Consider the following 26,375-nt stretch of genomic DNA (forward strand, 5'->3'; position numbering starts at 1 on the left):
TCTTGGTAATTTACTTTCATACAATCGTCCTTTTGCTAGAAGTGCTATTGTAGCATATTTTTGGAGAAGTGGTATAAGTCCTGAATGAACTGAAGAATCTCGCCCTTTGGGCAACGCGCTGACTTCGTTGCGCTTGACTCATGACAAGTAAGCGTTTGGAGTCAAGCGCTCGCGGGGACATGATATGAGCAACGGCTAATCAAAAAAAAGAATAGCCAGAACTCCGCAGGAGTTAAAGTGCTGCGGGGATCTCAGGCGCGATCGCATTTTAGGTTGAGTTAATTTGATTTACTTAATAGCCGATCGCCCAATCTAAAATTTATCTAAAAGTTAAAAGGTAAAAAATTAATTTTTTACCTTTTAACTCTCGATTTTCAAATTGCCCGTTACTGAACAAACTTCTTGAATGCCAGAGTCACGTTGTGACCGCCAAATCCAAAGGAATTCGACAGCGCCACATCAACTTTTAGAGCGCGGCTTGTATGAGGAACATAGTCCAAATCGCACTCAGGATCGGGATTTTCCAGATTAATTGTCGGCGGGATTTTGTCATTGGCGATCGCCATTACCGTCGCCACCGCCTCAATTCCCCCAGAACCGCCCAAAAGATGGCCGGTCATCGACTTGGTAGAACTAATTGCTACTTTGTAAGCATGGTCTCCCAAAGTCTTTTTAATCGCTTTCGTTTCCGTAGAATCGTTGGGAAGCGTGCTCGTGCCGTGAGCGTTGATATAGCTCACCATATCCGGCGTCAAACCCCCATCCTTGAGCGCTAAAGCCATCGCCCGCGACGCACCTTCCCCCCCCGGTACCGGAGAAGTCATGTGATACGCATCGCAAGTTAAACCGTAGCCGACGATTTCTGCGTAAATCTTCGCGCCACGCGCCAGAGCGTGTTCCATTTCTTCTAGAATCAGAATGCCAGCACCTTCGCCGACGACAAAACCATCACGATCGCGATCGAACGGACGGCAAGCATGAGTCGGGTCATCGTTGCGAGTCGAAAGCGCCCTCGCCGCAGCAAAACCAGCCACGCACAAAGGTGTCACCGCAGCTTCTGTACCGCCACAAATCATGGCTTGGGCGTAACCCCCCTGAACTAAGCGAAACGCATCGCCCACGGCATTTGACCCGGCAGCGCAGGCCGTCACCGTGCAAGAGTTTGGCCCCTTAGCACCCGTTTGAATTGCCGTCAGACCCGCGGCCATATTCGCAATCATCATGGGGATCATAAACGGGCTGCATCGATCGGGGCCGCGAGTCAGATATATCTCTTGCTGATCTTCCAAAACCTTTAAGCCACCAATGCCAGTGCCAAGAATGACACCCACCTGTTCTGCGTTCAGGTCATTAATCTCCAACTTTGCATCAGCAACAGCTTGTTTGCTCGCTGACACCCCAAATTGAGCAAAGCGATCCATCCGCTTTGCTTCCTTGCGCTCTAAATAGTCGTGTGGGTCGAAACCCTTCACCTCTGCGGCAAAGCGGCAGTCGTGCCGCGACGGGTCGAATAAGGTGATCGGGCCTATACCATTCTTCCCGGCAAGCAACCCGTCCCAATATTCGGACAAGGTATTGCCGATCGGTGTAATCGCGCCGAGACCCGTGATAACAACGCGCTTACGCTCTAAATTTGTCATGATTTCAGTTTCAAAAAATTAAACACCCAGAACGCAGAACTAAAGAGGAGTTTCCAGTTTTATAACTTCTCTCCTCTTAGGGGAAAAGACAGGTATTTTATGCTTTTGGAGCTGCAAGTTGGCTGCTGATGTAATCTACACAAGCTTGAACCGTAGTAATTCCTTCGGCTGCTTCGTCGGGAATTTCAATATCAAACTCTTCTTCCAAGGCCATTACCAGCTCTACTGTATCTAAGGAATCTGCTCCTAAATCATTAGCAAAGTTGGCTTCAGGCTTGACTTCGCTCAGCTCGACTTCCAGTTGCTCTTTCACAATTTTCTGGACTCTAGCAAAAATGTCGTCTTGGCTCATAACATCGTGTCCTCATTGGTTGCTGCGTATCTAATCTTATCCGAAAGGGGGATCTTCGGGGAAAAGGCTTGCCACTTTTCTAACTGACCCTTTGTCTAGGGAGTGGGCCGTGGGCATTAGGCATGGGTGTCAAGTTAAGGACTGTTGCGGACGTGTGATCGCTTTTATGAATAGTCCTGGACGCATAAACTCTATTTGACGGTGTACACCCCACCTTAACCGCTACAAATAGTGTTGGAAAGCAATTTTTGCGTCCAGGACTGCCCAGAAAAACTGGGATTACCGATCGCCGCATTCATTACCATCAAGTCTTTTGGGCATCGATGCGATAAGATTAGATCGCTCCTCTAAGAATCTCCACAGGTCGAAGCTTGGTAGCGTGTGATAGGCAGCGACCATTATCTAGTCAAGGTAGCCGTTACATCAATGGCTAATTTTGAGCAAATCGAGATTATTAGAGCTGTGTCAACTCTACTCGATGTCCATCTGGGTCTGCCACGACTGCACGTCGTCCCCAAGCTGAATCTGCAGGAGGTGAAACAATTGAAGCACCATGCTTTTTGAGTTCACAGACAACCGCATCTACACAAGCCACTTGAAATCCCAGCCGAGTTGCCGTCGTTGGTAATGTTCCAGCAGTACACGGATAAATCTCAAAGGTGATACAGCCTACCTCACTAGCAAAATGCTCTAAACCATTGCCATGCTGCTGTTTGATGAAATACAGACCCAGCCTTTGATAGAACAAAGTAGCTTGTTCAATGTTACCTGAGCGAATGACAACAAGATTCAGTTGGACTTTACTCATTGCTTTTATCAGTTTCTGGACATGATTCATCGTGACGCAAGACTCGAACCATTTCTGCACCAGGATGTTTGAACAACACATCAAACTCACTATTGGGCATTCTCAAGCTTTCAGGAACGAAATAAGTCTGTATGGGTTCTGTTAACACTAACCCATGCCCAGGCAGCAAAATAACGGTAATTTCACCACCACGCAAGCATCCTAAAACTCGTGCTTGAACACGCACATAAAAGAATGGATTGTCTTCTAAATGCTGCATTACAAGATGCTTAACTAGAGGCAAGAAATGCGGTACAAAGGTTGAAATGAGCGACAGAAATAACTTTCGTTATCATCCAAAAAATCACAATGCTGTCCCCTCCAATGTTATCACATCAAGTATTCTGATCCAGTCTCTTCATTGGTGCCTAAGCGTGTGCAAGAACTTTTAGAATAAGCCGAGTTTCAGGTAAACTTCGATGGTTGTCTGCAGATCGCAATCTGAGTCCAGAAATCATCAGCGAGGCAATTTTCCCAAAAGTGCCTCAAGTGGATTCTAGATCGATCGCCCCGCCACCAACATAAAAAATGCGTCTTCATCGATAATTGTCTAAAACTAGGTAAGGATATGGAGAACGGAAACGAAGCAGGAAGCATCCCAGCTTCGATCGCCCTCCTTTTTTGTCCCTTTCCTTGTGTCCCCAGCAGAAACGATTATGCCATCCCAAAATCTGAAATATGCTTATTTTCCCGGTTGCGTTGCCCAAGGGGCGGCCCGCGAACTTTACCTGTCTACAATGGCGCTCACTCAAGCGTTGGGGATTGAACTGGTGGAACTCAAAAAAGCTTCCTGCTGCGGTTCTGGCACTTTCAAGGAAGATTCGCAGTTACTCGAAGATACTGTCAACGCTCGCAATATTGCTTTGGCTGAGGAACTGAATCTGCCTTTGCTGACGCATTGCAGCACTTGTCAAGGGGTAATCGGTCATGTGGACGATCGCCTCAAGGAATCTCAGAAAACCGATCCCAACTACATAGAGAAAATCAACGGTTTACTCGACAAACAAGGCTGTTCGCCTTATCAAGGCAGTACCGAGGTGAAACATCTGTTGTGGGCGATCGTTGCCGATTACGGTTTGGAGGAAGTGCAGAAGCGAGTCACCCGAAAGCTTTCGGGCTTGAAGTGCGCGTCTTTCTACGGGTGCTATCTGCTGCGAGCTCAGGATAAGCTGCTTTACGATGACCCCCACCAACCGGAATCGATGGAAAATGTGTTTCGGGCGATCGGGGCAACTCCGGTTTACTATCGAGGGCGGACGCAGTGCTGTGGCTGGCCGTTGGCAAGTTATGCCACTAACCAATCTTTTCAGATGGCAGGCAAACATATTCAAGATGCTCTTGACAATGGCGCTGATTGTATGGTAACGCCTTGTCCGCTTTGTCATTTAAATTTGGATTCGCGGCAGCCGGAGGTGGAAAAAGTAATCGGACGCAAATTGGGTTTGCCGGTGCTGCATTTACCGCAGTTGGTAGCTTTGGCTTTGGGTGTGGAGCCGAAAAAACTAGGACTCGATCGACATATTGTTTCAACTAAGCCCGTGTTAGAAAAATTAGGCTTGTAGTCGATCGATTTGCAGCAGTTTGCAGCAAGCCCTAATTATCAAAAATTTTGCAACAGTTGGTATAGGGGCTAGTTCACCCAAATCCTTGCTAAAAGCCAAAATATCACACAACAAGTCCTTACAACTGTTGCACAACTTTGGGAATTTGGCATAAAGACTTGAGTTTTTTCTCAAATCAAATCCGGTTAGATCGGAATTATACAGAGTCCGCGAGCCGAAAGCTTGATCGGGCTCATACATTTTTGAGTTAATAGAAGATACGGATCAAAAAAACAGTATACTATTATACAAAATAGTTATTAAGACTTCCTAACTTCCTAGTTAGAGGCAAGGAAAAAGCAATGACACGAAACCCAGTAAATCTCACACGTTCGGTATTGCTATGGGCAATGCTAGGAATAATTTGTGGTTTGTTTGCTGCCACTTATTGGATATTTTTGTCTTACCTAATGCTGGGATTTGAATATTTTAGTGGAGTTTCTCTACTAATTATTATGCCCCTTGCTGGTTTGCTCATCGGTTTGCTCATTCATTGGCTGGGAAATCCTGGCGAAATAGGGTTGATTATTGACAATATTCATCTCAATGGCGGGCGGTTACCAATGAACGAGAATCCTTCGATGATTCTGTCGTCGCTAATCAGTATTGCCAGTGGAGGGAGTGCTGGCCCAGAAGCACCAATGGTGCAAGTAACAGGTTCAATTGGTACGTGGTTGGCAGATCGCTTTCAATTGCGTGGAGAGGCACTACGAACTTTGAGTATTGCTGGCATGGCATCGGGTTTTACAGTTTTGTTCGGCGCTCCTTTGGGTGGTACTTTTTTTGCTTTAGAAATCCTGCATCATCAGAATGTTGTGGAGTATTTTGAAGCAATATTACCTGCAGTCGTGGCAAGTTGTACAAGTTACACCATTTTTGTAGCAATTACCCAGCTAGGAATTGGTCCTACCTGGCATTTTCCTCAATACAATGTGGACAGCCTTTATGACTTGGGCGCAGCGATTGCTTATGGAATCGTAGGTGCGATCATGGGGTGGCTTTTTATCGCTGTATTTCGCAGTGTTGGTCGCTTGTTTGATTCGATACCCAGTCCCATATATGTGCGAACTACTTTAGCTGGGCTAGCACTTGGTGTTTTATCAGCTTTATTTCCACTCACTCGTTTCTTTGGTGAACATCAAATTGAAAAAATTGTTGAGGGCAACTTTTCTTTGGGCGTTGTATTAACTTTAGTTATTGCTAAAGTGTTTGCCATTAGTACGACCGTAAATGGAGGCTGGCGGGGGGGAATTATCATCCCACTGTTTTTTATAGGAGCCTGTTTAGGAAAGGCAATCGCTATCATTAATCCCGCATCAAACGAGACTTTGGCAATGATTTGTGTAATGGCTGCTCTGAATTCAACAGTTACTAGAACTCCAATTAGTACAACTCTGCTACTCGCCAAGTTGACAGGATTGAGCACTTTTACACCGATTCTATTCGCTAGTCTCGTGGGTTTCTTCTTGGCTCCCCGATCTCCCTTCATTACCTCACAGCGTAAAATTGATTAACAAACGCCTAGAAATCCTCTAATAGCTCCGTGTAGCGGCGAAAAATACGTGCATTTTGCGAGTGCCGAGTCTAAAGGCTTCTGCCATTACAAATGCACCAATGGCATCAAACAACATCTAGCCGTTGATACCAGTCAGCCTGCCGTTTTTGAACCATTGCACAAAAGCCAGTGGGGCCGATGACTGTGGCTTGATTGAAACGTTGAGTCATAACCTCGATTATTTTCACACTCGGGCCCGTCAATATTCCGCAGATTACCATTCTGCAAGGGTAAGGGGTATCACCCGGATAAGATCATCGCAGTTTGGTCAAGAACTTTGAGCCCACTCTCACCAATCCTACTGCCAAACTCAATTTGTATTTCATCAGGGTGATGCTGAAACGGTTGGCAAATGAATAAATCCCCAATGGGTTCTATCAGAGTCCCAGCGTGAATAACTGTGAAGTTTTGTCGCTTTTTCGCGAAGTGCTTCCAGTCACTGCGGTAGACTAACCTTTAATTCTCTGTGCAGGCTATAGCGGTGGCACCTCGCCGTCAAATCTGTTCACTCGCAGAGGCAGCAAATTTTTAGTGACTCGTTGGGAGCCTTTATTCAATGTCTCATTCAGTCAAAATTTACGATACTTGCATCGGCTGCACTCAATGCGTCCGCGCTTGTCCGACTGACGTTTTGGAGATGGTGCCCTGGGATGGCTGCAAAGCAGCTCAGATTGCCTCATCTCCCCGCACCGAAGACTGTGTAGGCTGCAAGCGTTGCGAAACTGCTTGCCCCACCGATTTTCTGAGCATCCGGGTTTACCTGGGAGCAGAAACCACTCGCAGTATGGGTCTAGCCTACTAAATATCGATCGACACACTGATCGAATTACGGGTACAAAAGAGGGGGCAATTTAATCGCCCCCTCTTTTTTGTCGCGGAATCTGCATTCTGGGGCCGGAAGAAGGTAAAAATGATAAAACTTGAGTTTTATTGCGATCGCTAAGCAGGAGTAGTACGTTAAATGTGCGGAATCGTTGGCTATATCGGCACGCAAGCAGCAAGCGAGATTTTGCTAGCAGGATTAGAGAAACTAGAATACCGGGGCTACGATTCAGCGGGCCTCGCTACCATCTCGGAAGGACAAATTACCTGCATCCGAGCCAAGGGCAAATTGCACAACCTCCGGGAAAAGCTAGCAGAGATAGACTCTCCGGCTCCCATCGGCATCGGACACACCCGCTGGGCAACTCACGGCAAACCAGAGGAATATAACGCTCACCCTCACCTGGATAATAGCGGGCGAATTGCGGTAGTTCAAAATGGAATTGTCGAAAATTATCGCGATTTGCGGCAAGAATTGAAAGCAAAGGGACATAACTTTGTCTCGGATACCGATACAGAAGTTATTCCTCATTTAATAGCTGAGTTTTTTGCAGAAGCAAAAAGGGAGAACGAAGGAGAAAAAGAGAAAAAACCCCAAAAAATTGCTGATTTGTCCTTTTTGGAAGTCGTTGCTAAGGTGGTAAATAGGTTAGAAGGAGCCTTTGCGATCGCCGTTATTTGCGCCGATTTTCCCGACGAAATAATTGTCGCCAGACAGCAAGCTCCTTTGGTGATTGGCTTTGGTGCAGGCGAATTTTTCTGCGCTTCCGACACGCCGGCATTAGTATCTCACACCCGCACTGTTTTATCTCTAGAAAATGGCGAGTTGGCAAGGCTAACTCCGATGGGAGTGGAAGTTTACAGCTTTGCAGGAGAAAGGCTGAAAAAAAGCCCGCGCATCCTTGGTTGGAGTCCGGTTTTAGTCGAAAAACAAGGCTTCAAACACTTCATGCACAAGGAGATTTACGAACAGCCCGCCGTAGTCCGAGCTTGTTTGGAGGCTTATTTAGACAGCGAGTGGCAGCCGGGAAATCCGCGCTCTCCCATCAACCTCAACTTGCCCAATGAACTTTGCGCCGATGTCGAACAAATTTCAATTCTCGCCTGCGGAACGAGCTGGCACGCCTCACTAATTGGCAAATATTTGTTGGAACAATTAGCTAATATTCCCACTGCGGTGCAGTACGCTTCTGAGTACCGCTATGCGCCCGCACCGCTGACAGCAAATACTTTAACTATTGGGGTAACACAGTCGGGAGAAACGGCGGACACGCTGGCTGCTTTGGGGATGGAACAGCAGCGCCGCGCTGGTTTTACCGATAAATTCCGGGCGAGAATGTTAGGCATTACTAACAGAACCGAAAGTTCGATCGCCCACATGATGCCGCAGGTAATCAACACCCACGCTGGTATAGAAATCGGCGTTGCTGCCACTAAAACTTTTGTCACTCAGTTGATGGCATTCTATTTCTTAGCTTTGGATTTGGCGCACCAGCGGCAAACAATCAGCACTGAGAGATTGGCAGAAATTATTGTTGGTTTGCGCCAGTTGCCAGCGGAAATTGAGAAGTTTTTGGAGATTCAAGAACAGTATGTGGAGGAATTGTCTCACCAGTTTACAGAAACGCAAGATTTTATCTTTTTGGGGCGGGGAATTAACTTTCCGATTGCTTTGGAAGGGGCGCTAAAACTGAAGGAAATTAGCTACATTCACGCCGAAGGATATCCGGCGGGAGAGATGAAACACGGCCCGATCGCCCTTTTGGATGCGAAAGTGCCTGTAGTGGCGATCGCCATGCCCGGAAGCGTCTACGAAAAGGTGCTTTCCAACGCTCAGGAAGCGAAGGCGCGTGACGCTCGTTTAATTGGCGTTACGCCCAAGCAAGGTGTGGCGGAAGCCGATATTTTTGACCACATTTTGCCGGTGCCTTTGGTGGATGAATTGTTGTCGCCGATTGTGACAGTGATTCCGCTGCAATTGTTGGCCTATCACATTGCAGCCCGTCGGGGTTTGGATGTGGATCAGCCACGTAATTTGGCTAAGTCTGTGACGGTAGAATGAGCTATGACACGACACATATTTTGACACGTATACACGGGTTAATTATAGGAACTATACTGAACAGACTTAAATACCTCCTTTATATTTTAGTCTGCGGAGGCATACTTTCGTTTTACAAGAAGAGGTTTTAACCGCCGAATCATAAAGGGGGTGAATAACCAGGATTTAGTATCATCCGTGTATCTGTGTCAAAATCCGTGTCGTGCCTCTTTGTGGGAAAATGAAACTGAAGCTTCGCATACACCCCAAATCGCCGCCAACAGCAACCAGCTTGTAGTATTGACTCGGAAATCAAACAGTGTCACATCTACAGTGTTAAAAAGCGTACAGGCGGCGAAGGCTAATAAATAACTGAAAAAAATTAGGCGATCGGTTGCTCTTACATCTTGACCAACTATCTGATTTTTTTTAATAATTATAGACTGTTGATTAATCACTAAAGCAGTTTCCGCTTGTTTCTGTGTTGCTATTTGCTCGTGTTTTATATCCCCAGAAAAAAGCTGCCAATTCGCCAGCAGCAAAACGCCTCTAGCCAAAACCCAACCAACTAAACCAAACAAAAATAGCGTTGCGGGTATTCCCGTTTCCGCAGTCAACATCAGTATCAAACTGTGAGGATGACCGAGCCATTCTTGCATCTGAGCTTGATAGAGAGGCGTAAAATTTCGCAATCCCCAACCAGTCCAAGGACGCTGCTGAGCCATCGACCAAGCAAATTCCCACTGAGTTTTTCTTAAAGTAGCTGTCGGTCGATTTGGGAACATCTCGTCGGTGAGTCTCGCCCAGAAAAAAGCCGGGATAATTCTTCGCAAATACTGCCGTAAAGGTTCCGGGCCAAAGGCAGACAAAAAAACTGTACTAGCCACACTCAAAACCGCAGCTAATAATTTTTTATAGCCCGCATAAAGTGCAAAAGCCAAAACTGCCAAAACTGCCAGTCCCCAAGCATTGCGAGAATTAGTATAAATCAAAGCAACAGCATTTCCGATCACTGCAAAACTTAAAAATAGGAATTGGGCATTGGGCATTGGGCATTGGGCATTGGGCATTGGTAAGTGGTGACGACTGACAACTGACAACTGACAACTGACTTCTGCCATCCACAGTCCCAGTGCTAAAATAAAAGCAATTGTCAGATAGCAAGCTAAAATATTAGCGTACATAAATACAGAAGCCATACGGCCGGGGGGATTGCCTTGGGATGCGAGTACCCAGCCAAAAACAGGCTGCAATTGATCGATGCCGTTCCAGCCTAAAAATTGCTGTCCCAGACCTAAAATTATCACTGGAATTGAACTAATTACAATCATCCAAGACAATTGCCATAATTGAGCCGAAGTTTGAATTAAACTGCTGAAAGCGGCAAACAATATAAAGAACGGCAAGAAATTGTACAACCCTATAAAAGCCTCGATGCGGTTGTGGGCAAAAACGGCTGTGATGACTAGCAGCACGCTCAAAATTGCGAATCCTCGATTCAACGGGCGGCGACTAATTTGACGGAACTTTTGTTTGCAAGTGCCGGCCAATCCCAGAAATAAACCTAAAGCTCCCAAAATCGGAATTAAGGGAAAAATCAGCATCCCCACTTGGGCGAAATTCCAAGGGATTTGCAGGCGGGGATCTGGATGTTTTTGGAGACGAGAATTGAGATTTTCGGCTGTCTGTTTTGCAGCCAATTTCAAGCGACTTTTGATATTCACCCACACTCCCAATCTCAAATCTAAAATCTACAATTTACCATCGTTAAGCTAGTTCCCAAACGCATTCCGATCGCGTTAATCGAATTTGAGCTAGGGCAAAAATGGTCGGGATAATGCGACCGTAGTTCGTGGAAATCGATCGCCAACCCAAATCCGCTAAAAACCAAGTCCACATCACCGGGCCTATCAACGAAAATACGCTCCGCGTCGCACCGTAACGAGCTGCACTCACCGCCATACCACGCCGCGCCGTCTGAAGTGCGACATAATTTTGAAACTGGGTTGCTGCAGTTGCAGTGCCTGCAAGCACTCCTTGTTTGGCCATTTGATAGGTGGCAAAATGCAGCGCAAATTGATTAGCCATTAGTTTGAGCAGCATTGGTTTTAAGATGGAACTAACAGCTAAAGCGCTGCCGCCTTTGAACAGTAAACCCAGCGGGTCTTTTTCAGCAGAAATTGGCAGGGGTTCTGAGAGTTTAGAATCAACGATCGCTCGCTGTACGCGCAGTGTCAGCGCTTGCTGTTCGTCTGCAGGTAAACGCTTCCACGCGCGACCCATTAAGTGCAGAAATACTTCTGCCTCTAAGTCGGTGGTTGACAACTGTCTGGGATAAGGGATTTTGAGATAGCGACAAACTTGAATTAGTGCTTGTCTGTAAGTTACTTGTTGGCTTCGCCCTCGGAGTACCGTCAACCCGTCCGCTGCAAGATAGCGAAACCGCTGTTCTACGGCGTCGAGCCATGCTTCGCGATCGCGACTTTGTACATCTATCGGTGCGGGGGTTTGCACATAATCTAAAGGGTTAAACTTGCGGCTGAACAGAAGTTCTGTTAGTTGCTGCAATTCTTCTTCTGTTGTCAATTCGAGTGCTGCTCTGAGTTCGTCCAAAATTTTGCCCTCCCGTATTCGATTTTAGATTGTAGATTTTAGATTGCTGCTGATTGACAACCAGTGGGATTTAGTATTTACCTACAGTGGCTTTTTTTATTTTGTCTTAATCATGGATTCGTGCTGTCCCTTATTCTACTACCTGGCGCAGGACGATCGGCAGGATTGGCACAGAAGATCCGACTGCTAGAAGCTATAACCTCAGCAGCTACATTGATCGGCGGACGCGCATCTAAATTTTACAGTCAATTTTGGTGTCCCGCCGATCCTAAAAATACAATTTAAAGGCCCAACAGCAAACCCGGAAGCCCTCGGTACGTCTGCAACCCCGCAGCTTGAGGAGTCCAACCGTCGCCCTGAACCCCCACTATTTTATTCGCCATAAACAAAGGAAAAATAATTTAGTGTACTTCTGTTCAAAAATGTCAGTTAATCCTATAATGAGTTTGGTTTTTTTAGAACAAAGTAAATGATGTATTCTTCTGTCGCACCGTCTTTTTTGCAGGGATATTGGCAAGATACTTTCAATCTAAAGCAGCATCTACAGGATTTTTTAAACTTAGATTTAGAAACAATTGAACAAGAGCTGGCACTGGGTCAACAATCCCTAAAAGAAATAGGTCATCGGGATTTTGATTGGGAAAAAGCTAGCGAGTTTTATCGCGATCGAGTCGGACAAGCTTACCTATTTGACCTCGGAGCTTGGCATATGTCCAATCAGGATTACATAGGAGGCACTTTAACCTTAATATCAGATATGGCTGCCGGTCGAGTTTTAGATTTTGGCGGCGGTATTGGCACTCATGCTATTGCAGCAGCTCTTTGTCCTCACGTAGAACAAGTAGTCTATTGTGATCTTAACCCCATAAATTGCAATTTTGTTCAAAGCCGAGCTGCTAAGTTAGGATTGAGTGAGAAGATTTTGTGTAGTCTAGAAGTATCTCCTACAGAGGCTTTTGATACGATTATTTGTTTAGATGTGATGGAACATTTGCTCAATCCCAGTCAGCAATTGATAGATTTTCATAAAATGCTGGCTCCGTCAGGGAAGATTATCCTTAACTGGTATTTCTTTAAAGGTTTTAATCAAGAATTTCCTTTTCATTTAGAAGATAAGCAAGAGATGAACACATTTTTTACTAAACTTCAGTCTAATTTTATGGAGGTTTTTCACCCTCATTTAATCACCGCTCGTTGCTATCGCAAATTAACTGCAAGTTAAGAAATCAGCTTAAGGCTTATTTCCTAGAAAAAGTCCGGTAAGTAATGTATCTGAAAGTCCAATTATGTTCGATGTTGCGGTGATTGGTGCGGGTATGGCGGGGCTCAGTTGCGCTCAACGGTTGCGTCAATCTGGTTATTCTGTGGCTGTTGTTGAGAAATCTCGGGGCGCGGGGGGACGTGTTGCTACCCGCCGCGTACAGGGTACTAGGGCCGATCACGGGGCGCGGTATCTGGAACCGCAGGGGGATGCGGGGCAGGGGTTAATTGAGGGTTTGGTTGATCGCCACATCCTCACACTCTGGACTGATACAGTCTGGGAATTCAGACAGGGAAAACTTTCTGCTATTCCTCGCTGTTGTTATGTCGCACCTGCGGGTATGAATGCTATCGGTAAGTATTTAGCCCAGGATTTAGAGATTTGGTTTGGCCGCCGCGTACAAGCTATTTCTACTACAGATAACCAAATGTGGCATCTTTCGTTAGAAGTCACTGACAGCAATTTAGAGATATCTCAAGAATTGATTGCTAAGGCTGTGGTTATGGCAATTCCTGCACCTCAAGCTTTAATGTTTTTGAATTATGAAATTGGTTTAAAATCTGATTTTATTGACCAATTGCGCTCTGTGGAGTACGACCCTTGCATTACGGTTATGGCTGGCTATTCTGCGACAAAACAGCAATATTTAAGTAATCTAAATCTGCCGTGGAAATCTGTTTCTTTTCCAGATAATTCTGATTTAGCTTGGGTTGGTTTAGATAGCAGCAAGCGGCTTGAGTCGCAGCAACCGGTGTTTGTGGTTCACAGCAGCGCAAATTTTGCTGAACGCCATTTAGAATCTGTTGACTTGCCAACAGTCGGTCAAGAATTGCTTGATCGCACTTCTGAATATTTAATCCCTTGGCTCAAAAAGCCGGAATGGTTGCAGGTTCACCGCTGGCGCTATGCTTTTTGTCGAAATCCTTTGCCTGTTTCTTGTTTGGCTGCAGAGGGGACTTTGCCGTTGGTTTGTGCGGGGGATTTGTGCGGGGAAGGTCAAATAGAGGGGGCTTTGCGATCGGGTTTGGCGGCGGCTATTTGGGTGAATTCTCAGTTGCAAAATTTGCAGTTAGATTCCAGCCTAAATTGGTAATACCAATTTCCTAAAGTCCTGCTACAAATAAGGCATCTAAAATAAATTCCCATCTCGTCAAAGAAGCAACGATTTTTTTCGTCAATTTTTCTAACTCTTTTTGCACCGCTGTTCTCAATTCTTCTATATCATCAAACCTCAACCATTTCCATTGTTTTTTTACATATCCCCACAGTCTTTCTATTGGGTTTACTTCCGGACTGTAGGCGGGTTGAAATAGTAAAATAACATTTTCTGGTATGCTGAGATTTAAGGAGTTATGAAATCCTCCATTATCTACTTGAATTATATGTAAATCCTCCGGATGCTCACTGGCAAATAGCTCGATAAATTTTTCAAAACACACTGTATCTAAATGAGTAAACTCATAAAAAAAGCTGGCTCCTGTTAGCGATCCTACTGCGCCATACAGCCACAAATAAGTAAAGTCCCATTGCACTTTACCTTGCGGTTTTATTCTTTTTCCCGTTAACTTTCTTTTTTGAATTCTATGCAATCCCATCCTACTTTCATCTTGACTCCAATATCGCACTTTTTTCCATTGTTTTAAAAAACTCTCACTTTGACTCAGACTGGCTTTGATTAGGACTGGCAGTTTTTTTTAAACTCTTCTACTGCTCCTGTTTCCTGTTTTTGACTCACGGGATGTGGGACTTTTAATTTTCCTTTCAGCCGATATCTTGCCCATTGATGTGCTGTCCGATATGCTATTCTAAGGGAGCAACAGCTTGTCAACCATTGATGTACTTCTTTGTAACTACTGAATCCTTCAGGGTCACTCAATTCTTTTTCGAGCTTCTCTATCGTTTGTGCATTCATAATTTTTGGTCTTCCCGATCGAGGTTTCTGGGACAATAATTCTGCGAGCCCTCCCGCTCGATAGCTAGACAACCATCTTTGTATTGTGGTACGATGTTTTCCTAACCTCACAGCAGCGGATAATACACTGTCTACCATTTGGGTTTTAAGCCAATACAGAACTTGCAGTTTTTCTAGACGTATAGCATCTTTCTCTTGACGCATCAGGTCTTTCAGTTCTGCTGCTGTTTCCCGAATCTCAACTCTAACGACTCCTGACATTTTTTATCCTGATATTTGGGTACTAAATTACAAAAATGCCACTTACTAAGTGTAGCACTATTTTATGAAATTGGTATAATATGGCTAAAATGAATGTATCGATTTGGCCTCTAATGCTATGATTGCCATCCCGTCTGGGTTTAGCCCCGAAGATTATCTTGCGCTTGAACGTGATAATACCGTCCGACATGAATATCAGATGTCATTCGATTTTAGATTTTAGATTTTAGATTTTGGATTGACCCCACGGGTAAATTCGGGGGCTTGAGGATTTTAGATTTTAGATTTTGGATTGATTCCACGGATAAATCACGTGGCGGATACCATCAAGAAATTCTCTTGTCAGGAAGGAGGGATAAGGAAGTTCGGCAACGGATTCGCTCGACGGATGTAACGGATGTAACGGATGTCAGGAAAAAGAAAGAGGGAAAAAGAAAGAGGGAAGAAGGAATAAGGAAGAAGGGAAATGCAATTAAAGCAATGGTTTCAGCAGTCAAGAAGGTCGCCGGGAATCGGGCGCGGTTACTAATTCTTCCTTCTTCGTTCCGCTAGAGTTATGAAAAATCAATTTAATCACACACAAAAAAATGGAAAAATGGTGTAAAGTCCCACTTTTCCAAATTGTTACTTTTGTGCTGTTTCCTGTTGTTGTAAGTATTGTTCTTGCATCTGAAATAATTCGGGAATTGTTACGAAACTGTACCCTTCATTTCTCAATCGAGCAATAATATCAGGCAAAGCTTTTACAGTTCTTGCTCGATTGCCGCCGCCGTCGTGCATCAGCACAATGCCACCGGAATTGGCCTGCCTCATCACGTTGTCTATCAAAGATTCCGTAAGGGTTCGCCAATCAAAAGAATCAGCAGACCACATCACAACTGCATAATTTTTCTTTTGAGCATAAGCTGTCAATCCATTGTTTAAAATGCCTCCTGGCGGGCGGAACATCGATGTTTGGATGCCAGTCAAGTCCTCAATTAAGGATGAAGTGCGATCAATCTCGCGAGCGGCATCGTCTTCGTTATACTGAAGGTATTGATGGTTCCAAGTGTGATTGCCGATCGCGTGACCGGCTTCTGCGACCTGTTTGCCAATTTCGGGAGAATTTTGCAGGTATTTTCCTACCCAGAAGAATGTAGCCTTAATATTATTTTCCTTGAGAATATCTAGGATTTGTGTAGTTGTTTTTGGCCAGGGGCCGTCGTCAAATGTCAGGGCGATCGCCTTGTGCTGGGAGTCGAGTTTCGCGTGACGAATGGTTGTACCTTGAAACTGCGACGGTACGGCTGATTGAAATCGGATTGCCTGCAATTGGGTTAGAGCATTTTGGGAAAAGTCAACTCGATGGGCGATCGCCTCGGAGAACTTATTAATATTGGACATCGGCGGTTGTTCTTGCGACTGGGATACGGCCAAGACTTGCGCCTGAATCGGTTGCAATGGCTGACTGGCCCGCAAGTTAATCGGCCATGTCACACCCAGCAAAAAACTTCCTGTTGCTGCCATAAAAGCAACGATTAAAGTTTTTCGCCGCCTCCACAGCAGTTTCAATTTTGTCACGTCATTCTCTCCTTCACACCTTGCACAGTTAATTTGAGATTTTATGTTGATATCAAGTTAATCCACTTAAGAGGATAATCTTAAATTGGACAGCCCGTAAAAATGCTACTGGAAATAACCGATCGCGGGGAAGTCCGCCCGGATAAAAAAATTTAAGATTTGTGTGCCATAAATCCCCTAACCTATAAAAACGTGGGATGGGTGAACTTTTTCCCTAGCCAGGGGGACGGCGCTCAAGTCGGATTCATGGCACGATATTCTTAGGGACTCAGCCCGCATCAGCCCGCGTCCCTACCGGACACTGCGATTTAACCTGAGATGTTGCACCATTCTCAATAAGCTTTTTATGAACAGGCTTTTCGGCCTGTTCCACAAAAAAATTTACTCTTTGTGGAACAGCCGTCTTGCCTGTTCTTGAGAATGGTGCAAGATGTGAGGTTAACCGGATTTGATAGGAGGGCGATCGCGCGCCCCCAAGGTCGTAAAATTAACTTTTAGGGCCGATTCTCTCTTTGTACAAGCCGACAATCCGATCGATAACTTCAGCAACAGTCAGATTGTCTGTTTGAATTTCCACAGCATCCGCCGCTTTACGCAAAGGTGCAACCTCGCGGGTGCTGTCTTTTTCGTCCCGCAGGGCGATGTCTTGTTCCAATTGCGCCAAGCTAGTATTAGCCCGATCGGTATCTTTAAGTTCTAACAGCCGCCTGCGCGATCGCTCTTGTACCGAAGCCGTCAAAAAAATCTTCAGTTCCGCATCAGGAAACACGTTAGTGCCGATATCGCGGCCTTCTGCTATAATTCCGCCTTTTGTACCGCACCGCCGCTGTTCCTCCACCAGAAACTGCCGCACGGCGGGAATTGCCGCCATTTCCGAGACGCGGGATGTCACTTCCAAACTGCGAATTGCCTCGGTTACGTCTTCGCCGTTAATCTTCAACATCTTTGATGCGGGATCGAGGTTGTATTCCAAATAACTGGAACTAATTAATTCGGCGATCGCGCATTCGTCGGAAATCGGCGTGTCTGTTTTCAATGCCAGCCAAGTCAGCGCCCGGTACATCGCACCGGTATCCAGATAAAACAAGTTCAAAGCAGTTGCGGCAAGGCGAGTTACGGTAGATTTGCCTGCTCCCGCCGGGCCGTCGATCGCCACAATCGGCCGACGATTCCTGAGAATTATATTGTCAATCAAACGAGTAGAGCCAACTCTGGCGGCCACGGCTAAAAGTCCCACTGTTTCCACAACCTGCAACGGCGTCAGAGTGTCGGGATCGACGAGTTCGGCGTATTCGAGCTTGACTGCGGGATCTCCTGCGACTGCTGCCTGGGCGGCAGCGAGTGCGGCTGCTGCGGTGCGGTCGCCTGAAGAAAAAGTTTTCGAGGCTTGTTGCAGCGCGCGGTAGAGTACGGAGGCCTGCTGTTTTTGCTCTGCTGTTAAATACTGATTGCGAGAACTCATTGCCAGTCCCGACTCTTCGCGGACGATCGGACAAGCGACAATCTCTACAGGCAAGTTAAAATCCAAGACCAGCTTCCGAATAATTGCTAGCTGCTGGGCGTCTTTTTGACCGAAATAAGCTTTTGTCGGCTGCACCAAACTCAAAAGTTTAGTAACAATTGCCGCGACGCCCTGAAAATGACCGGGCCTTGCTTTGCCGCACAAAACCGATGTCATCGCCGATGGCGGCACTACTTGAGTTAAGGATGAAAGGTGAATCTCTATCTGTTTTTGGGCGGTTTGCTCTGTTTCTGTACGCGCGGCGAAGCTATCCCGTAGGGAATCGAGCGCTTGGTTGCCGAACATTTCCGTTGCTGAGGGAGCAAATATGGCATCAACCCCAACTTGTTCGCACAACAGCCGGTCTTGCTCGATATTCCGAGGATAATCTTGAAAATCTTCTGTCGGCCCAAATTGCAGCGGGTTGACAAAAATGCTGACCAGGGCGATCGCATTTTCTTGCCTTGCCCGCTGGATCAAGCTGAGATGCCCTGCGTGCAAAGCTCCCATCGTCGGCACCAAACCGACTGTCAAATGAGGTGCAGTAGATTTTTGTGAATTTAAGTAGCAGCGAAGTGCTGCAATGGTAGTAAACAGGCGCACCGGTAGAATCTCCTGAAGGCATTCTGCAGAAGGCAGAATTTGTTTGTCGGAATTTGTTCGACTTGACATCTTGCATCATCCTCAAGAACAGGTAAGATGCCTCTTCTACAAATAATGGTGCAAGATGTCAGTTTTATTCTACTTTCTGCCTTCTACACTTCGGATAACTTTTGTATTCGGCCTTAGACTACCGTTCAGCGTCCAACAGTTGTTTGCTGCGGCGGTTCGACCACTTCGATTTCCACTCTGGCTACGCCACTGCTGATCATTCCTAGCACGTTGGCGGCGCCGGCGGACAAGTCAATGAGCCGATCGCCCACATAGGGGCCTCGGTCGTTAATGCGGACGACTACGGTGCGGCCGTTGTCGAGATTTCTCACCATAACTCTCGTTCCAAAAGGCAAATTTGGGTGGGCTGCGGTCAAATCATTTTGGTTGAAACGCTCGCCGCTGGCGCTGAGGTTGCCGTCAAATCCCGGGCCGTACCAGGAAGCCCAGCCGCTGAGGCGCACTTGAATTGGGCCCAGAGACAGCACAGCGGGTTCTGGTTGGGGTTTGCCTGCGACTTCTTCCAGGGGTGGGGCGTTGCCCAGAAGCCGGCGGAGGCGATTGGTTGCTTGCAGGGCGTCTCGGCTAAAGTTGCTGGTGGTGTCGGGGAGGATTGTTTCGGCGTTGATGTTTACCAAGTCCTCGCCGTTTGCCTGGATAATGTAGCGATCGCCTTTTTCCCACTTAACGGTAATGCTGTTGGGATCGATGTTGTTGCGGGATAGCTGATTGAGTCTTGCTGCTAAGCTTGATGCCCGCCAAACTGAATCAGGTTCTTGGTTGCTGTCGTTGCTGGCAATGTTTCCGACTTTGGGATTTTCTCTCGCGCCCGCTACTTTTGACGGACTGCTAGCACTGGCTTGGCTGTTGCCAGTTTCTCCCAAAGGCGTGTTTGTTTCCGGATTCGCGTTCAGAAAGGTGATGACTGGAATGTTTCGCACGTAGACTGTCGCTGCTTGTCGCCCGCCTAAGTCGTGGGGCTGAATTTTGGCGATCGAGTCTCGGGCAATTTCAGCTCTTGCTTGATACTGATACTGTCCGACTTTTTGCGCTTCGACCCGAGTAGCGTTTAACTGCCGGGACGGTTGGGTGGCAATTACTTGCTCGGAAACCTGAGAGTTTTGGTTGTCGGCACCTGTTGCTTGTGCGTGACAAGAGGATGCCGTTCCTACCATAGGAACTAACAGGACAGCGAGTAGACCACCAACAAATTTTTCCTTCATACGTCCATTTTTGTGAATAGCCATTGCCAACCGAGATTGGAGGATTGGCCATTTGGCGGCGGGCGTCAAGGATTTCTCTCTTGCCCTTCGCCATTCCCCCGTGAGTCAAAGCAAAGTATCCGGGTGCGTTTTTGCTTTAATGCTTCTACCCCAAAAAAAATTGGCGGAAACTTCCCTGACACTTGACAACTCATACTCGATTCGCAATTTGTGTTTTGTTCACGAACTGCAACAGACTACCACAAACTTTTGTGCTTGGGGATCGCTGGGATCGCGATTTTCACCCAATCTTCATCAAATTTTCTCAAAACCCTCTATCATAAAATCCTTTAGTGCCAGGGGTTACAGCCGTTTCAGCCATTACGGAAAACTTTACAAAACTTTACAAAACTTTAGTGTATTTTGTGGGCTACGGAATGGCTACTCTTAAAAAAGCTGTTTGTCAACTGTTATGGGAATAAACTAAAAATTAGAAGAAATCGATTTGGCGGACTTATGGATTATCGAGAAGCAGGTGTGGATGTTGAGGCGGGCAGAGCTTTTGTCTCGCGTATCGGGAGTGTGGTTAAGAGCACGCACCGATCGGGAGTTTTGGGCGGATTCGGTGGGTTTAGCGGGTTTTTCAGCGTCCCGGAGGGTTTAAGAGAGCCGATTATGGTTTCGGGTACTGACGGTGTTGGGACTAAGTTGAAATTGGCCCACAATCTCGATCGGCACGACACGGTAGGTATCGACTTGGTGGCGATGTGCGTCAACGACGTGCTGACATCCGGGGCCGAACCCCTCTTTTTTCTCGATTATTTAGCCACGGGAAAGTTAAATCCCGAACAATTAGCTGCGGTGGTGACTGGCATTGCTGACGGTTGCAAGCAAGCGGGCTGTGCTTTACTTGGAGGGGAAACGGCAGAAATGCCCGGTTTTTACCAAGCGGGTGAGTACGATTTGGCGGGGTTTTGCGTGGGAATTGTCGAAAAGAGCAAATTGTTAGACGGTTCGCGGGTGCAGGTGGGAGATGTGGCTGTGGGGCTGGCGAGTTCGGGCGTGCACAGCAACGGTTTTAGTTTGGTGAGAAAAATTGCTGGCGATCGCGGTTTTGACTGGCATTCGCAACCCGAAAAGTTAGGTGGCAAAACTTTAGGAGAAGTGCTGCTAACTCCGACTACAATTTATGTTAAACCAGTCCTCGAAGCAATTAAGAGCGCTCTAGAAATTCACGGCATGGCTCACATTACAGGCGGCGGTTTGCCGGAAAATTTGCCCCGCTGTTTGGGGGTTAATCAATCTGTGAAAATTGACAGCAATAGCTGGCCAAATTTGCCAATTTTCCAGTGGATTGCTGAAGCCGGCCAAGTTGCCACAGCAGATATGTTCAATACTTTTAATATGGGGATTGGCTTTGTGCTGTTGCTCGATTCCAGGGAAGTAGAACAGGCTGTTAAATGGTTTGAATCTCAGGGAATAGGTGCTTGGGCGATCGGGGAAGTGATTGAGGGGAAAGGAGAATTGATCATGGATAACGGTTAATGGGTCATTAATAAGAAACAATCGCATGGGGTGAAGATTGCTTTGCTTTGTTTTATGCGTTAACAGACAATCTCAATCTGCATTCATCTGTGTATATCTGCGGTTAAATTTATACTTTTGAAAGTAACCGCAGAGGACGCAGAGGACACAGAGGAAGAAAGAGAAAAATAACTTCACAACTGATGACTCGTTGCTTTAATTTTAAATGAAATTGAAATAAGCTCTTGTGCCTTTAAGTACGGTATAATTCCAAATTATTTCCGTCAACTAGTGAAAAACTAGCCGTTCAAAAGTATCTGAATCCCAAACAGATATAGCAACTGCAATAAGCATTAAAATAAAAAAAAGGATATAATAGAGGAAAAATTATGATTTTGTTATTGCTAAACAACCGAAATAATCAATCAAAAATTGGTGATTTTTTGGGTTACATCGTAAATAATGTGTTTCATTGGTGTATTCAGGGATATCCATAGAATCTAGACACTTACTACTATTTTCTGTCCCAAGAGAACCTAGTGAAGCAATCTCAAACCCTTGATTACGTAAGTCCTGAATATATTGCTAATTGACTGTTTAAAGTAATTGAAGAGCTAGAATATTTATTACATCGCCTTTCAGCTAACACGCTGATTATTGCGAGCGCACTTCTTCTCCTCCCTTGTTTGCAGCATTCTGTGAATTATTGTGAATTATAATTATAGCGATCGAGTTTTTGAAATCCTATTTCATTCAATCCAGGAACATCCTCATACTAAACAGAGATTGGACAGTGAAAATTCATACTAGCCAACTATACACATTCCCCCTCGCTGCAACAAGAAAAAACCCAACGTTCGGTCACATCCCGACGGTAGCAATCCACATTTACCATTGGGTGACTGATGAATACATATTTTTGTACAGTTGAGAGCGATCGATAATCCGCAAATTTATCTCCTCTGTCAAACGCCTCAGTAGTCGGAGATAAGACTTCCACTTTATATGATGTTATTTTAATTACCCATAAAATAGGTTTGTAGTAAGGACTTTAGCCATTATTGAGTAATAGTTTCGCTATTCAGGACAGAATTACTCACTACCAAATGGATTGTTTTACGGGCATAAGTTATCGCTACAAACTTGATGATTTTGAGGACAGAAGTCCTGACTTATTAATAGGCGATCACCAATCATTAGACTTTTTGCAAAAATAGATAATATCTGCGTTCATTTGCGTTTATCTGCGGTTAAAAACAGAAAATCCAGAACTCTTGCAAAAAGTCTAACCACTAATCTTACTTAGTCTTGTCCAAACTTCGCGCTTCCAACCAAAGAGGAATTGCAATCCAAGCAACTGCTAACAGCAAAGCAAATACCGCAAATTGAGCAGCCCAAGCTACCAATTTCTCTAAAGACACAACTTGTCCCAAGAAGTAGGATAAACTCACCATTACAGATGCCCAGCTTGCAGCACCCAGAACATTGAACAGCGAAAATTTCCAAAAAGGCATTTCTGCAATACCTGCTAGGGGGCTAGCAAAAATTCGCAGCAGTGCGATGAAACGGCCCAAAAATACGGCTTTAGCTGCATTTTTGCTAAACTGTTCTTTTAAGTCAAACAGTTGTTCTTCTCGAAAGCGGAAAAATTTTCCCAGCTTCAGCAGTAGTGGCCAGCCACCGTACCTGCCGATCGCATAACCAAAATTTCCCCCCAATGTAGCACCCGCGATCGCACTGCCGAGCACAAACCAGTAATTCAGTTCCCCGCTGCCAGCTAAAAACCCGCCAGCAATCGTAATTGTCTCGCCTGGAAGAGGAACTCCCAGATTTTCCAGCAGAATTCCCAGAAATACTGCCCAGTAGCCGTAATCACGCGCAAACTGCTGAATAGTCTCTAACGATAAAAACTCAAAAGACATTCGATACTGCCTTCGTAAACTTTTGCAAAGCTCAATACATTTATATATTGGCTCGATTCAGCCAATAGTGCAATCTTTCACTGTGATGAAGAACACACTGTTGTCGCGATCGCTGGCCCAACTAAAAATTAGCCTTTCAGGCATAATAGATGAATAGAGAATTGTTGCGGTTGCGTTCCGCGCGATCACTAGCCAGTTTTCCTACTAAAATTTATCACAACGGCTCTCCCCACCAATTCCGACAAGGGCGATCGCCAATCCTAAAACATACGCTGAAATTCCCTGAGTCTCTCAACAGAGTCAGCAACTAAACTAACTTATTTATACTTTACGCTCGTAGGATAACTGCTATGGAATTTCCCAACTTCAACCAACCCATCGTCCTTCAACCTCACAACTGCCTCGACTCCCAAGCCGGCAGCCTCCTGCAGCAACAGCTAGCCGAGATTGTGCCCGATCGCCACAAACTCTGGGTAATAGACATGGCCGCCGTAGATTTCATCGACAGTTCCGGGATCTGCGCCTTAGTCGGCGGACTCAACGCTGCCCGCCACCGGGGATGCCGCCTCGTCATCTGCAACCTCTCAGCCACAGTCAAGCTAATTTTTGAAATTACTCAACTCGACCAACTCTTTGAAATCTTCGACAGTTTCGACCAAATAGTCTCCCCTGAAACTCCCGCTTTAGTTGCTTGATTAAAATGAGATCCCCAGTTTAAATCTCAAGTTTGCAAGAGACTTCAAGCAACCGCAGAGTTAATTTGTACATCATAAATAGGTTTATTTGTCAAGCAATACCAATGACAAACAAATAAATCCGGCACTTGAACGCCGACAGAAGCGATCGCAGGTGCAGCCGGAAAAGGCCAAAGTCGATCAAAACAAATCCTTTCCCCCACAAACCCGAACTGCATCAAATAAGTCGCCGGCGGCGCATTTAAAAGATTCAGCAAGCGGTAAGCCAACTCATACAACTGCTGTCGCCAAACATCCGACAAATGCACCGGTTGAGAGTAACTCAACTCGCCAGACTGCTTATCAGGTTCGCCACCGATCACCTCAGCATACAGTGGGCCCTTTGCAGTCAACACCACAGGCAGCCAAAAATTGCCACCCCCGACGGGACAAAGCAACTCCTGAGCCACTCGATCGCGCGCCCCCGAAACATTGGCACAAAATCGAAACACATCTTGAGCCGGAAAAACCATATTTTCTGGTACATCCAGCGTCAAAGGACAAACGATCACCCCACCCGGAGCGATCACGCCCGAATTGAGTTCAGAAACCCCACAAATATTGACTTCAGTTAAAGGATGAGATTGAGCGATCGCCGCCTTGAGACTTGCCGCCGGACTTTGCTCACTACCCGCCACAATCAAAACCTTAGACATTGCCAAAGCTCGGCATTTGAATTCCGCGATCATCCGTTTCATCGACGCTCGGCAGATCCAGACCCTTAGCCTTGCGGCTCCGCACAGCTAGACGGTAAGTTACGCTTTGCAACTCAGTGTGCAATTGGCGATTTTCCTTTTGCAGTTGATCCAACTTTTCCTTGATTGGCTCGATCCGCTCGGCAAACTTCTGGCGGTAAACCCCCGGCAATTCCTGCACTACCTGTTCCAGCATCCGAGAGCGATCGGTCAATTCTTGCACCGATTGCCGCAGTTGGTAAACCTCAGCATCCCGCTCGGCGATTTGTTCCTGATAAAAACCCACCTGTTCTTCAACAGCTTGGAGTTGTTCCCGCATTGCCTGCATTTGAGCTTGGTGGCGATCGGAAACTTCCGGCGCCGGCACAAAACTAGAATTGCCCTTCACCAGCCTGAAAAGTTCTTGAGACAACTGCTGCACCAATTGGTCGCGCATTTGCAGCTCTTCGGTGAGACGAGATACCTCTGATTGCAATTCTTTTGAGCTTACAAGTTTAGTTTGATTCACGATGACTCTCAGCTTTTGTTATATAATGTGTTTCTATTTAAAAATATCTTTCCCTTACCGCAGAGGCAAGAGGCACTTCAAAAGTTTTGAACCCATTAGGCTAAATTGAGCCAGCGGCCCGAGGTCAAGGGTAAAGCTCAGTCTAACTCAAATCAGGCATCCACGTCACCACCTTAGTTTCTTGCCCTAGACACAGGTAAAATCCTAGGTTTTTTGTCAATAAACCAGGTTTCTTAGCTTTTTCTCAGAATAGTGCAAGATCTGATGTGTAACAAATCGCAGCCGAAAGGACTTTGCCAGCTTCGTCCACGGTGCTGCCAAAACAGATAATACCGTCCTCGTGACCGGCCATCGCCAGAATTTGGCGCTCTGCCAAATTCTCCTCCTCAAAAAGTCTAGACATTTCTAAAGCCATTTGGGGAGTACCGTAAGGTATTTCTTTTCTAGTAGTAGGAATCTTAAACAGCAGTTGCTGCCATAGCTTAGGATTATGGACGTGAATTATCCCGCCCACATCCTCTCTCTGAAGGTACAGGGCCCCGTGAGTCAGGGACTCCGACGAAGCTTGTACGGGCCCCCGGCAGCCGAGGAAATTTTGTTCTAAGTTAAATTCGGTAACAGTACAGTATGATTCTGGTCCCAGAGTTCTAAAGTGTGCAGTCTGGGTTCCCGAAATCACAAATTGGCAAGAATTGCCGAGCCTGACACTGACGTTGCCAAACCCTATGCCATTTTCGTAGACGCCAACTAATCCCCAAGCGTGGAGCCGATCGCGCCAGTCCATCAAATCTGCTATGTTCTGGGCAGCTACAGGGTCTGCTTTTTCCCAGTCACAGCGGTACTTAACGACTCCTTCATCCATTTTTTTGTCCGATTCAGACACGACTCTGACACGACAGACCTTGCCGAAGCTGAGACTTAATCGAAGTTGTCAAGAAGTTGTCAAACAACTTTTTTGCCTGCGGCCTGCTGTCTCCGTGCATTAGTGCCTTAACTAATCTACATTCCAGTGTCGCCGTAATTAGCGACCGACATTAGCAAAAAGTAAGCTAGGAAAGAAGAACCAATTATTCCAAAAATCATGATTTAGCCTCTAGGTGATTACAAAAGTTCAATATGAATATGTACGCTTTCAGTCGGGGAGTTTAATTTCAGGCTATTGCCCGATCGAGT

24 protein-coding genes are annotated in these 26,375 nt (G+C 46.0%); 8 read left to right on the forward strand and 16 right to left on the reverse strand.

What is annotated here, in order from left to right:
* Window positions 1–386: 386 nt before the first annotated feature.
* The 4 genes from fabF to QUA10_RS09500 all read right to left on the reverse strand — a co-directional run bounded on the left by fabF (window position 387) and on the right by QUA10_RS09500 (window position 3,059).
* Entirely contained in the window at window positions 387–1,640 is a 1,254-nt protein-coding gene (gene fabF / locus QUA10_RS09485) for a beta-ketoacyl-ACP synthase II (RefSeq protein WP_333082618.1), read from the reverse strand.
* A gap of 97 nt (window positions 1,641–1,737) precedes the next feature.
* Entirely contained in the window at window positions 1,738–1,992 is a 255-nt protein-coding gene (gene acpP / locus QUA10_RS09490) for an acyl carrier protein (RefSeq protein ID WP_333082619.1), read from the reverse strand.
* Window positions 1,993–2,446: 454 nt separating this feature from the next.
* Complete coding sequence (locus QUA10_RS09495) at window positions 2,447–2,800, reverse strand: VOC family protein (protein WP_333082620.1); 354 nt, start codon at window positions 2,798–2,800, stop codon at window positions 2,447–2,449.
* Window positions 2,793–3,059: a hypothetical protein gene (locus QUA10_RS09500; protein ID WP_333082621.1), complete on the reverse strand. Its 267-nt coding sequence runs from the start codon at window positions 3,057–3,059 to the stop codon at window positions 2,793–2,795. The genes QUA10_RS09495 and QUA10_RS09500 overlap by 8 nt, the downstream gene beginning before the upstream one ends.
* A gap of 436 nt (window positions 3,060–3,495) precedes the next feature.
* Here QUA10_RS09500 and QUA10_RS09505 point away from each other — a divergent pair, with 436 nt between their 5' ends.
* The 4 genes from QUA10_RS09505 to glmS all read left to right on the forward strand — a co-directional run bounded on the left by QUA10_RS09505 (window position 3,496) and on the right by glmS (window position 8,879).
* Complete coding sequence (locus tag QUA10_RS09505; protein WP_333082622.1) at window positions 3,496–4,401, forward strand: CoB--CoM heterodisulfide reductase iron-sulfur subunit B family protein; 906 nt, start codon at window positions 3,496–3,498, stop codon at window positions 4,399–4,401.
* Window positions 4,402–4,742: 341 nt separating this feature from the next.
* On the forward strand, window positions 4,743–5,954 hold the full coding sequence (locus QUA10_RS09510) for a chloride channel protein (protein ID WP_333082623.1): 1,212 nt from the start codon (window positions 4,743–4,745) through the stop codon (window positions 5,952–5,954).
* Window positions 5,955–6,551: 597 nt separating this feature from the next.
* Window positions 6,552–6,797 (forward strand): photosystem I iron-sulfur center protein PsaC, encoded by a 246-nt coding sequence (gene psaC / locus QUA10_RS09515; RefSeq protein ID WP_015175986.1) that lies wholly within the window; start codon window positions 6,552–6,554, stop codon window positions 6,795–6,797.
* Between the two features lie 159 nt (window positions 6,798–6,956).
* Window positions 6,957–8,879, forward strand: coding sequence for a glutamine--fructose-6-phosphate transaminase (isomerizing) (gene glmS / locus QUA10_RS09520; protein ID WP_333082625.1), 1,923 nt, complete (start codon window positions 6,957–6,959; stop codon window positions 8,877–8,879).
* 188 nt (window positions 8,880–9,067) lie between these two features.
* Here glmS and QUA10_RS09525 read toward each other — a convergent pair whose 3' ends face one another.
* Window positions 9,068–10,582 carry an O-antigen ligase family protein gene (locus QUA10_RS09525; protein ID WP_333082626.1) on the reverse strand — a complete coding sequence of 505 codons (1,515 nt, stop codon included), beginning with the start codon at window positions 10,580–10,582 and terminating at the stop codon, window positions 9,068–9,070.
* Window positions 10,583–10,625: 43 nt separating this feature from the next.
* Window positions 10,626–11,471, reverse strand: coding sequence for a YaaW family protein (locus QUA10_RS09530; protein WP_333082627.1), 846 nt, complete (start codon window positions 11,469–11,471; stop codon window positions 10,626–10,628).
* 469 nt (window positions 11,472–11,940) lie between these two features.
* Between QUA10_RS09530 and QUA10_RS09535 the strand changes: the two genes are divergently transcribed.
* Both QUA10_RS09535 and QUA10_RS09540 read left to right on the forward strand, forming a co-directional pair.
* Window positions 11,941–12,693: a methyltransferase domain-containing protein gene (locus QUA10_RS09535; RefSeq protein ID WP_333082628.1), complete on the forward strand. Its 753-nt coding sequence runs from the start codon at window positions 11,941–11,943 to the stop codon at window positions 12,691–12,693.
* A gap of 64 nt (window positions 12,694–12,757) precedes the next feature.
* Entirely contained in the window at window positions 12,758–13,825 is a 1,068-nt protein-coding gene (locus QUA10_RS09540; RefSeq protein ID WP_333082629.1) for an FAD-dependent oxidoreductase, read from the forward strand.
* A gap of 10 nt (window positions 13,826–13,835) precedes the next feature.
* Here QUA10_RS09540 and QUA10_RS09545 read toward each other — a convergent pair whose 3' ends face one another.
* The 5 genes from QUA10_RS09545 to QUA10_RS09565 form a co-directional block, all read right to left on the reverse strand.
* Window positions 13,836–14,357 carry an IS630 family transposase gene (locus QUA10_RS09545; RefSeq protein ID WP_333082630.1) on the reverse strand — a complete coding sequence of 174 codons (522 nt, stop codon included), beginning with the start codon at window positions 14,355–14,357 and terminating at the stop codon, window positions 13,836–13,838.
* A gap of 50 nt (window positions 14,358–14,407) precedes the next feature.
* The gene (locus tag QUA10_RS09550; RefSeq protein ID WP_333082631.1) at window positions 14,408–14,905 is read right to left on the reverse strand and encodes a helix-turn-helix domain-containing protein; all 498 of its coding nucleotides are present in this window, start codon (window positions 14,903–14,905) and stop codon (window positions 14,408–14,410) included.
* Between the two features lie 624 nt (window positions 14,906–15,529).
* Entirely contained in the window at window positions 15,530–16,465 is a 936-nt protein-coding gene (locus QUA10_RS09555) for a polysaccharide deacetylase family protein (protein ID WP_333082632.1), read from the reverse strand.
* A gap of 487 nt (window positions 16,466–16,952) precedes the next feature.
* Entirely contained in the window at window positions 16,953–18,569 is a 1,617-nt protein-coding gene (locus QUA10_RS09560) for a bifunctional pantoate--beta-alanine ligase/(d)CMP kinase (RefSeq protein WP_333082695.1), read from the reverse strand.
* Between the two features lie 194 nt (window positions 18,570–18,763).
* Complete coding sequence (locus tag QUA10_RS09565) at window positions 18,764–19,864, reverse strand: septal ring lytic transglycosylase RlpA family protein (protein WP_333086229.1); 1,101 nt, start codon at window positions 19,862–19,864, stop codon at window positions 18,764–18,766.
* 471 nt (window positions 19,865–20,335) lie between these two features.
* Here QUA10_RS09565 and purM point away from each other — a divergent pair, with 471 nt between their 5' ends.
* Window positions 20,336–21,364 carry a phosphoribosylformylglycinamidine cyclo-ligase gene (purM, locus tag QUA10_RS09570; RefSeq protein WP_333082634.1) on the forward strand — a complete coding sequence of 343 codons (1,029 nt, stop codon included), beginning with the start codon at window positions 20,336–20,338 and terminating at the stop codon, window positions 21,362–21,364.
* Window positions 21,365–22,157: 793 nt separating this feature from the next.
* Here purM and QUA10_RS09575 read toward each other — a convergent pair.
* Together QUA10_RS09575 and QUA10_RS09580 are read right to left on the reverse strand one after the other, a co-directional pair.
* Window positions 22,158–22,343: a Uma2 family endonuclease gene (locus QUA10_RS09575; protein WP_333082635.1), complete on the reverse strand. Its 186-nt coding sequence runs from the start codon at window positions 22,341–22,343 to the stop codon at window positions 22,158–22,160.
* A 298-nt stretch (window positions 22,344–22,641) separates the two neighbouring features.
* Entirely contained in the window at window positions 22,642–23,265 is a 624-nt protein-coding gene (locus QUA10_RS09580; RefSeq protein WP_333082636.1) for a DedA family protein, read from the reverse strand.
* A gap of 350 nt (window positions 23,266–23,615) precedes the next feature.
* On the opposite strand from QUA10_RS09580, the gene QUA10_RS09585 reads away from it, so the two are divergent.
* Complete coding sequence (locus QUA10_RS09585) at window positions 23,616–23,960, forward strand: STAS domain-containing protein (RefSeq protein ID WP_333082637.1); 345 nt, start codon at window positions 23,616–23,618, stop codon at window positions 23,958–23,960.
* A 44-nt stretch (window positions 23,961–24,004) separates the two neighbouring features.
* On the opposite strand, the gene QUA10_RS09590 is transcribed toward QUA10_RS09585, so the two are convergent.
* From QUA10_RS09590 to QUA10_RS09600, 3 genes are all read right to left on the reverse strand, one after another.
* Window positions 24,005–24,655: a hypothetical protein gene (locus QUA10_RS09590; protein WP_333082638.1), complete on the reverse strand. Its 651-nt coding sequence runs from the start codon at window positions 24,653–24,655 to the stop codon at window positions 24,005–24,007.
* Entirely contained in the window at window positions 24,648–25,202 is a 555-nt protein-coding gene (locus tag QUA10_RS09595; protein WP_333032327.1) for an Npun_F5560 family protein, read from the reverse strand. The genes QUA10_RS09590 and QUA10_RS09595 overlap by 8 nt, the downstream gene beginning before the upstream one ends.
* A 244-nt stretch (window positions 25,203–25,446) precedes the next feature.
* Window positions 25,447–26,064 (reverse strand): class II aldolase/adducin family protein, encoded by a 618-nt coding sequence (locus tag QUA10_RS09600; protein WP_333082639.1) that lies wholly within the window; start codon window positions 26,062–26,064, stop codon window positions 25,447–25,449.
* Window positions 26,065–26,375: the final 311 nt, after the last annotated feature.

The sequence above is a fragment of the Microcoleus sp. Pol8_D6 genome, from assembly GCF_036700965.1.
Taxonomy (GTDB): domain Bacteria; phylum Cyanobacteriota; class Cyanobacteriia; order Cyanobacteriales; family Microcoleaceae; genus Microcoleus.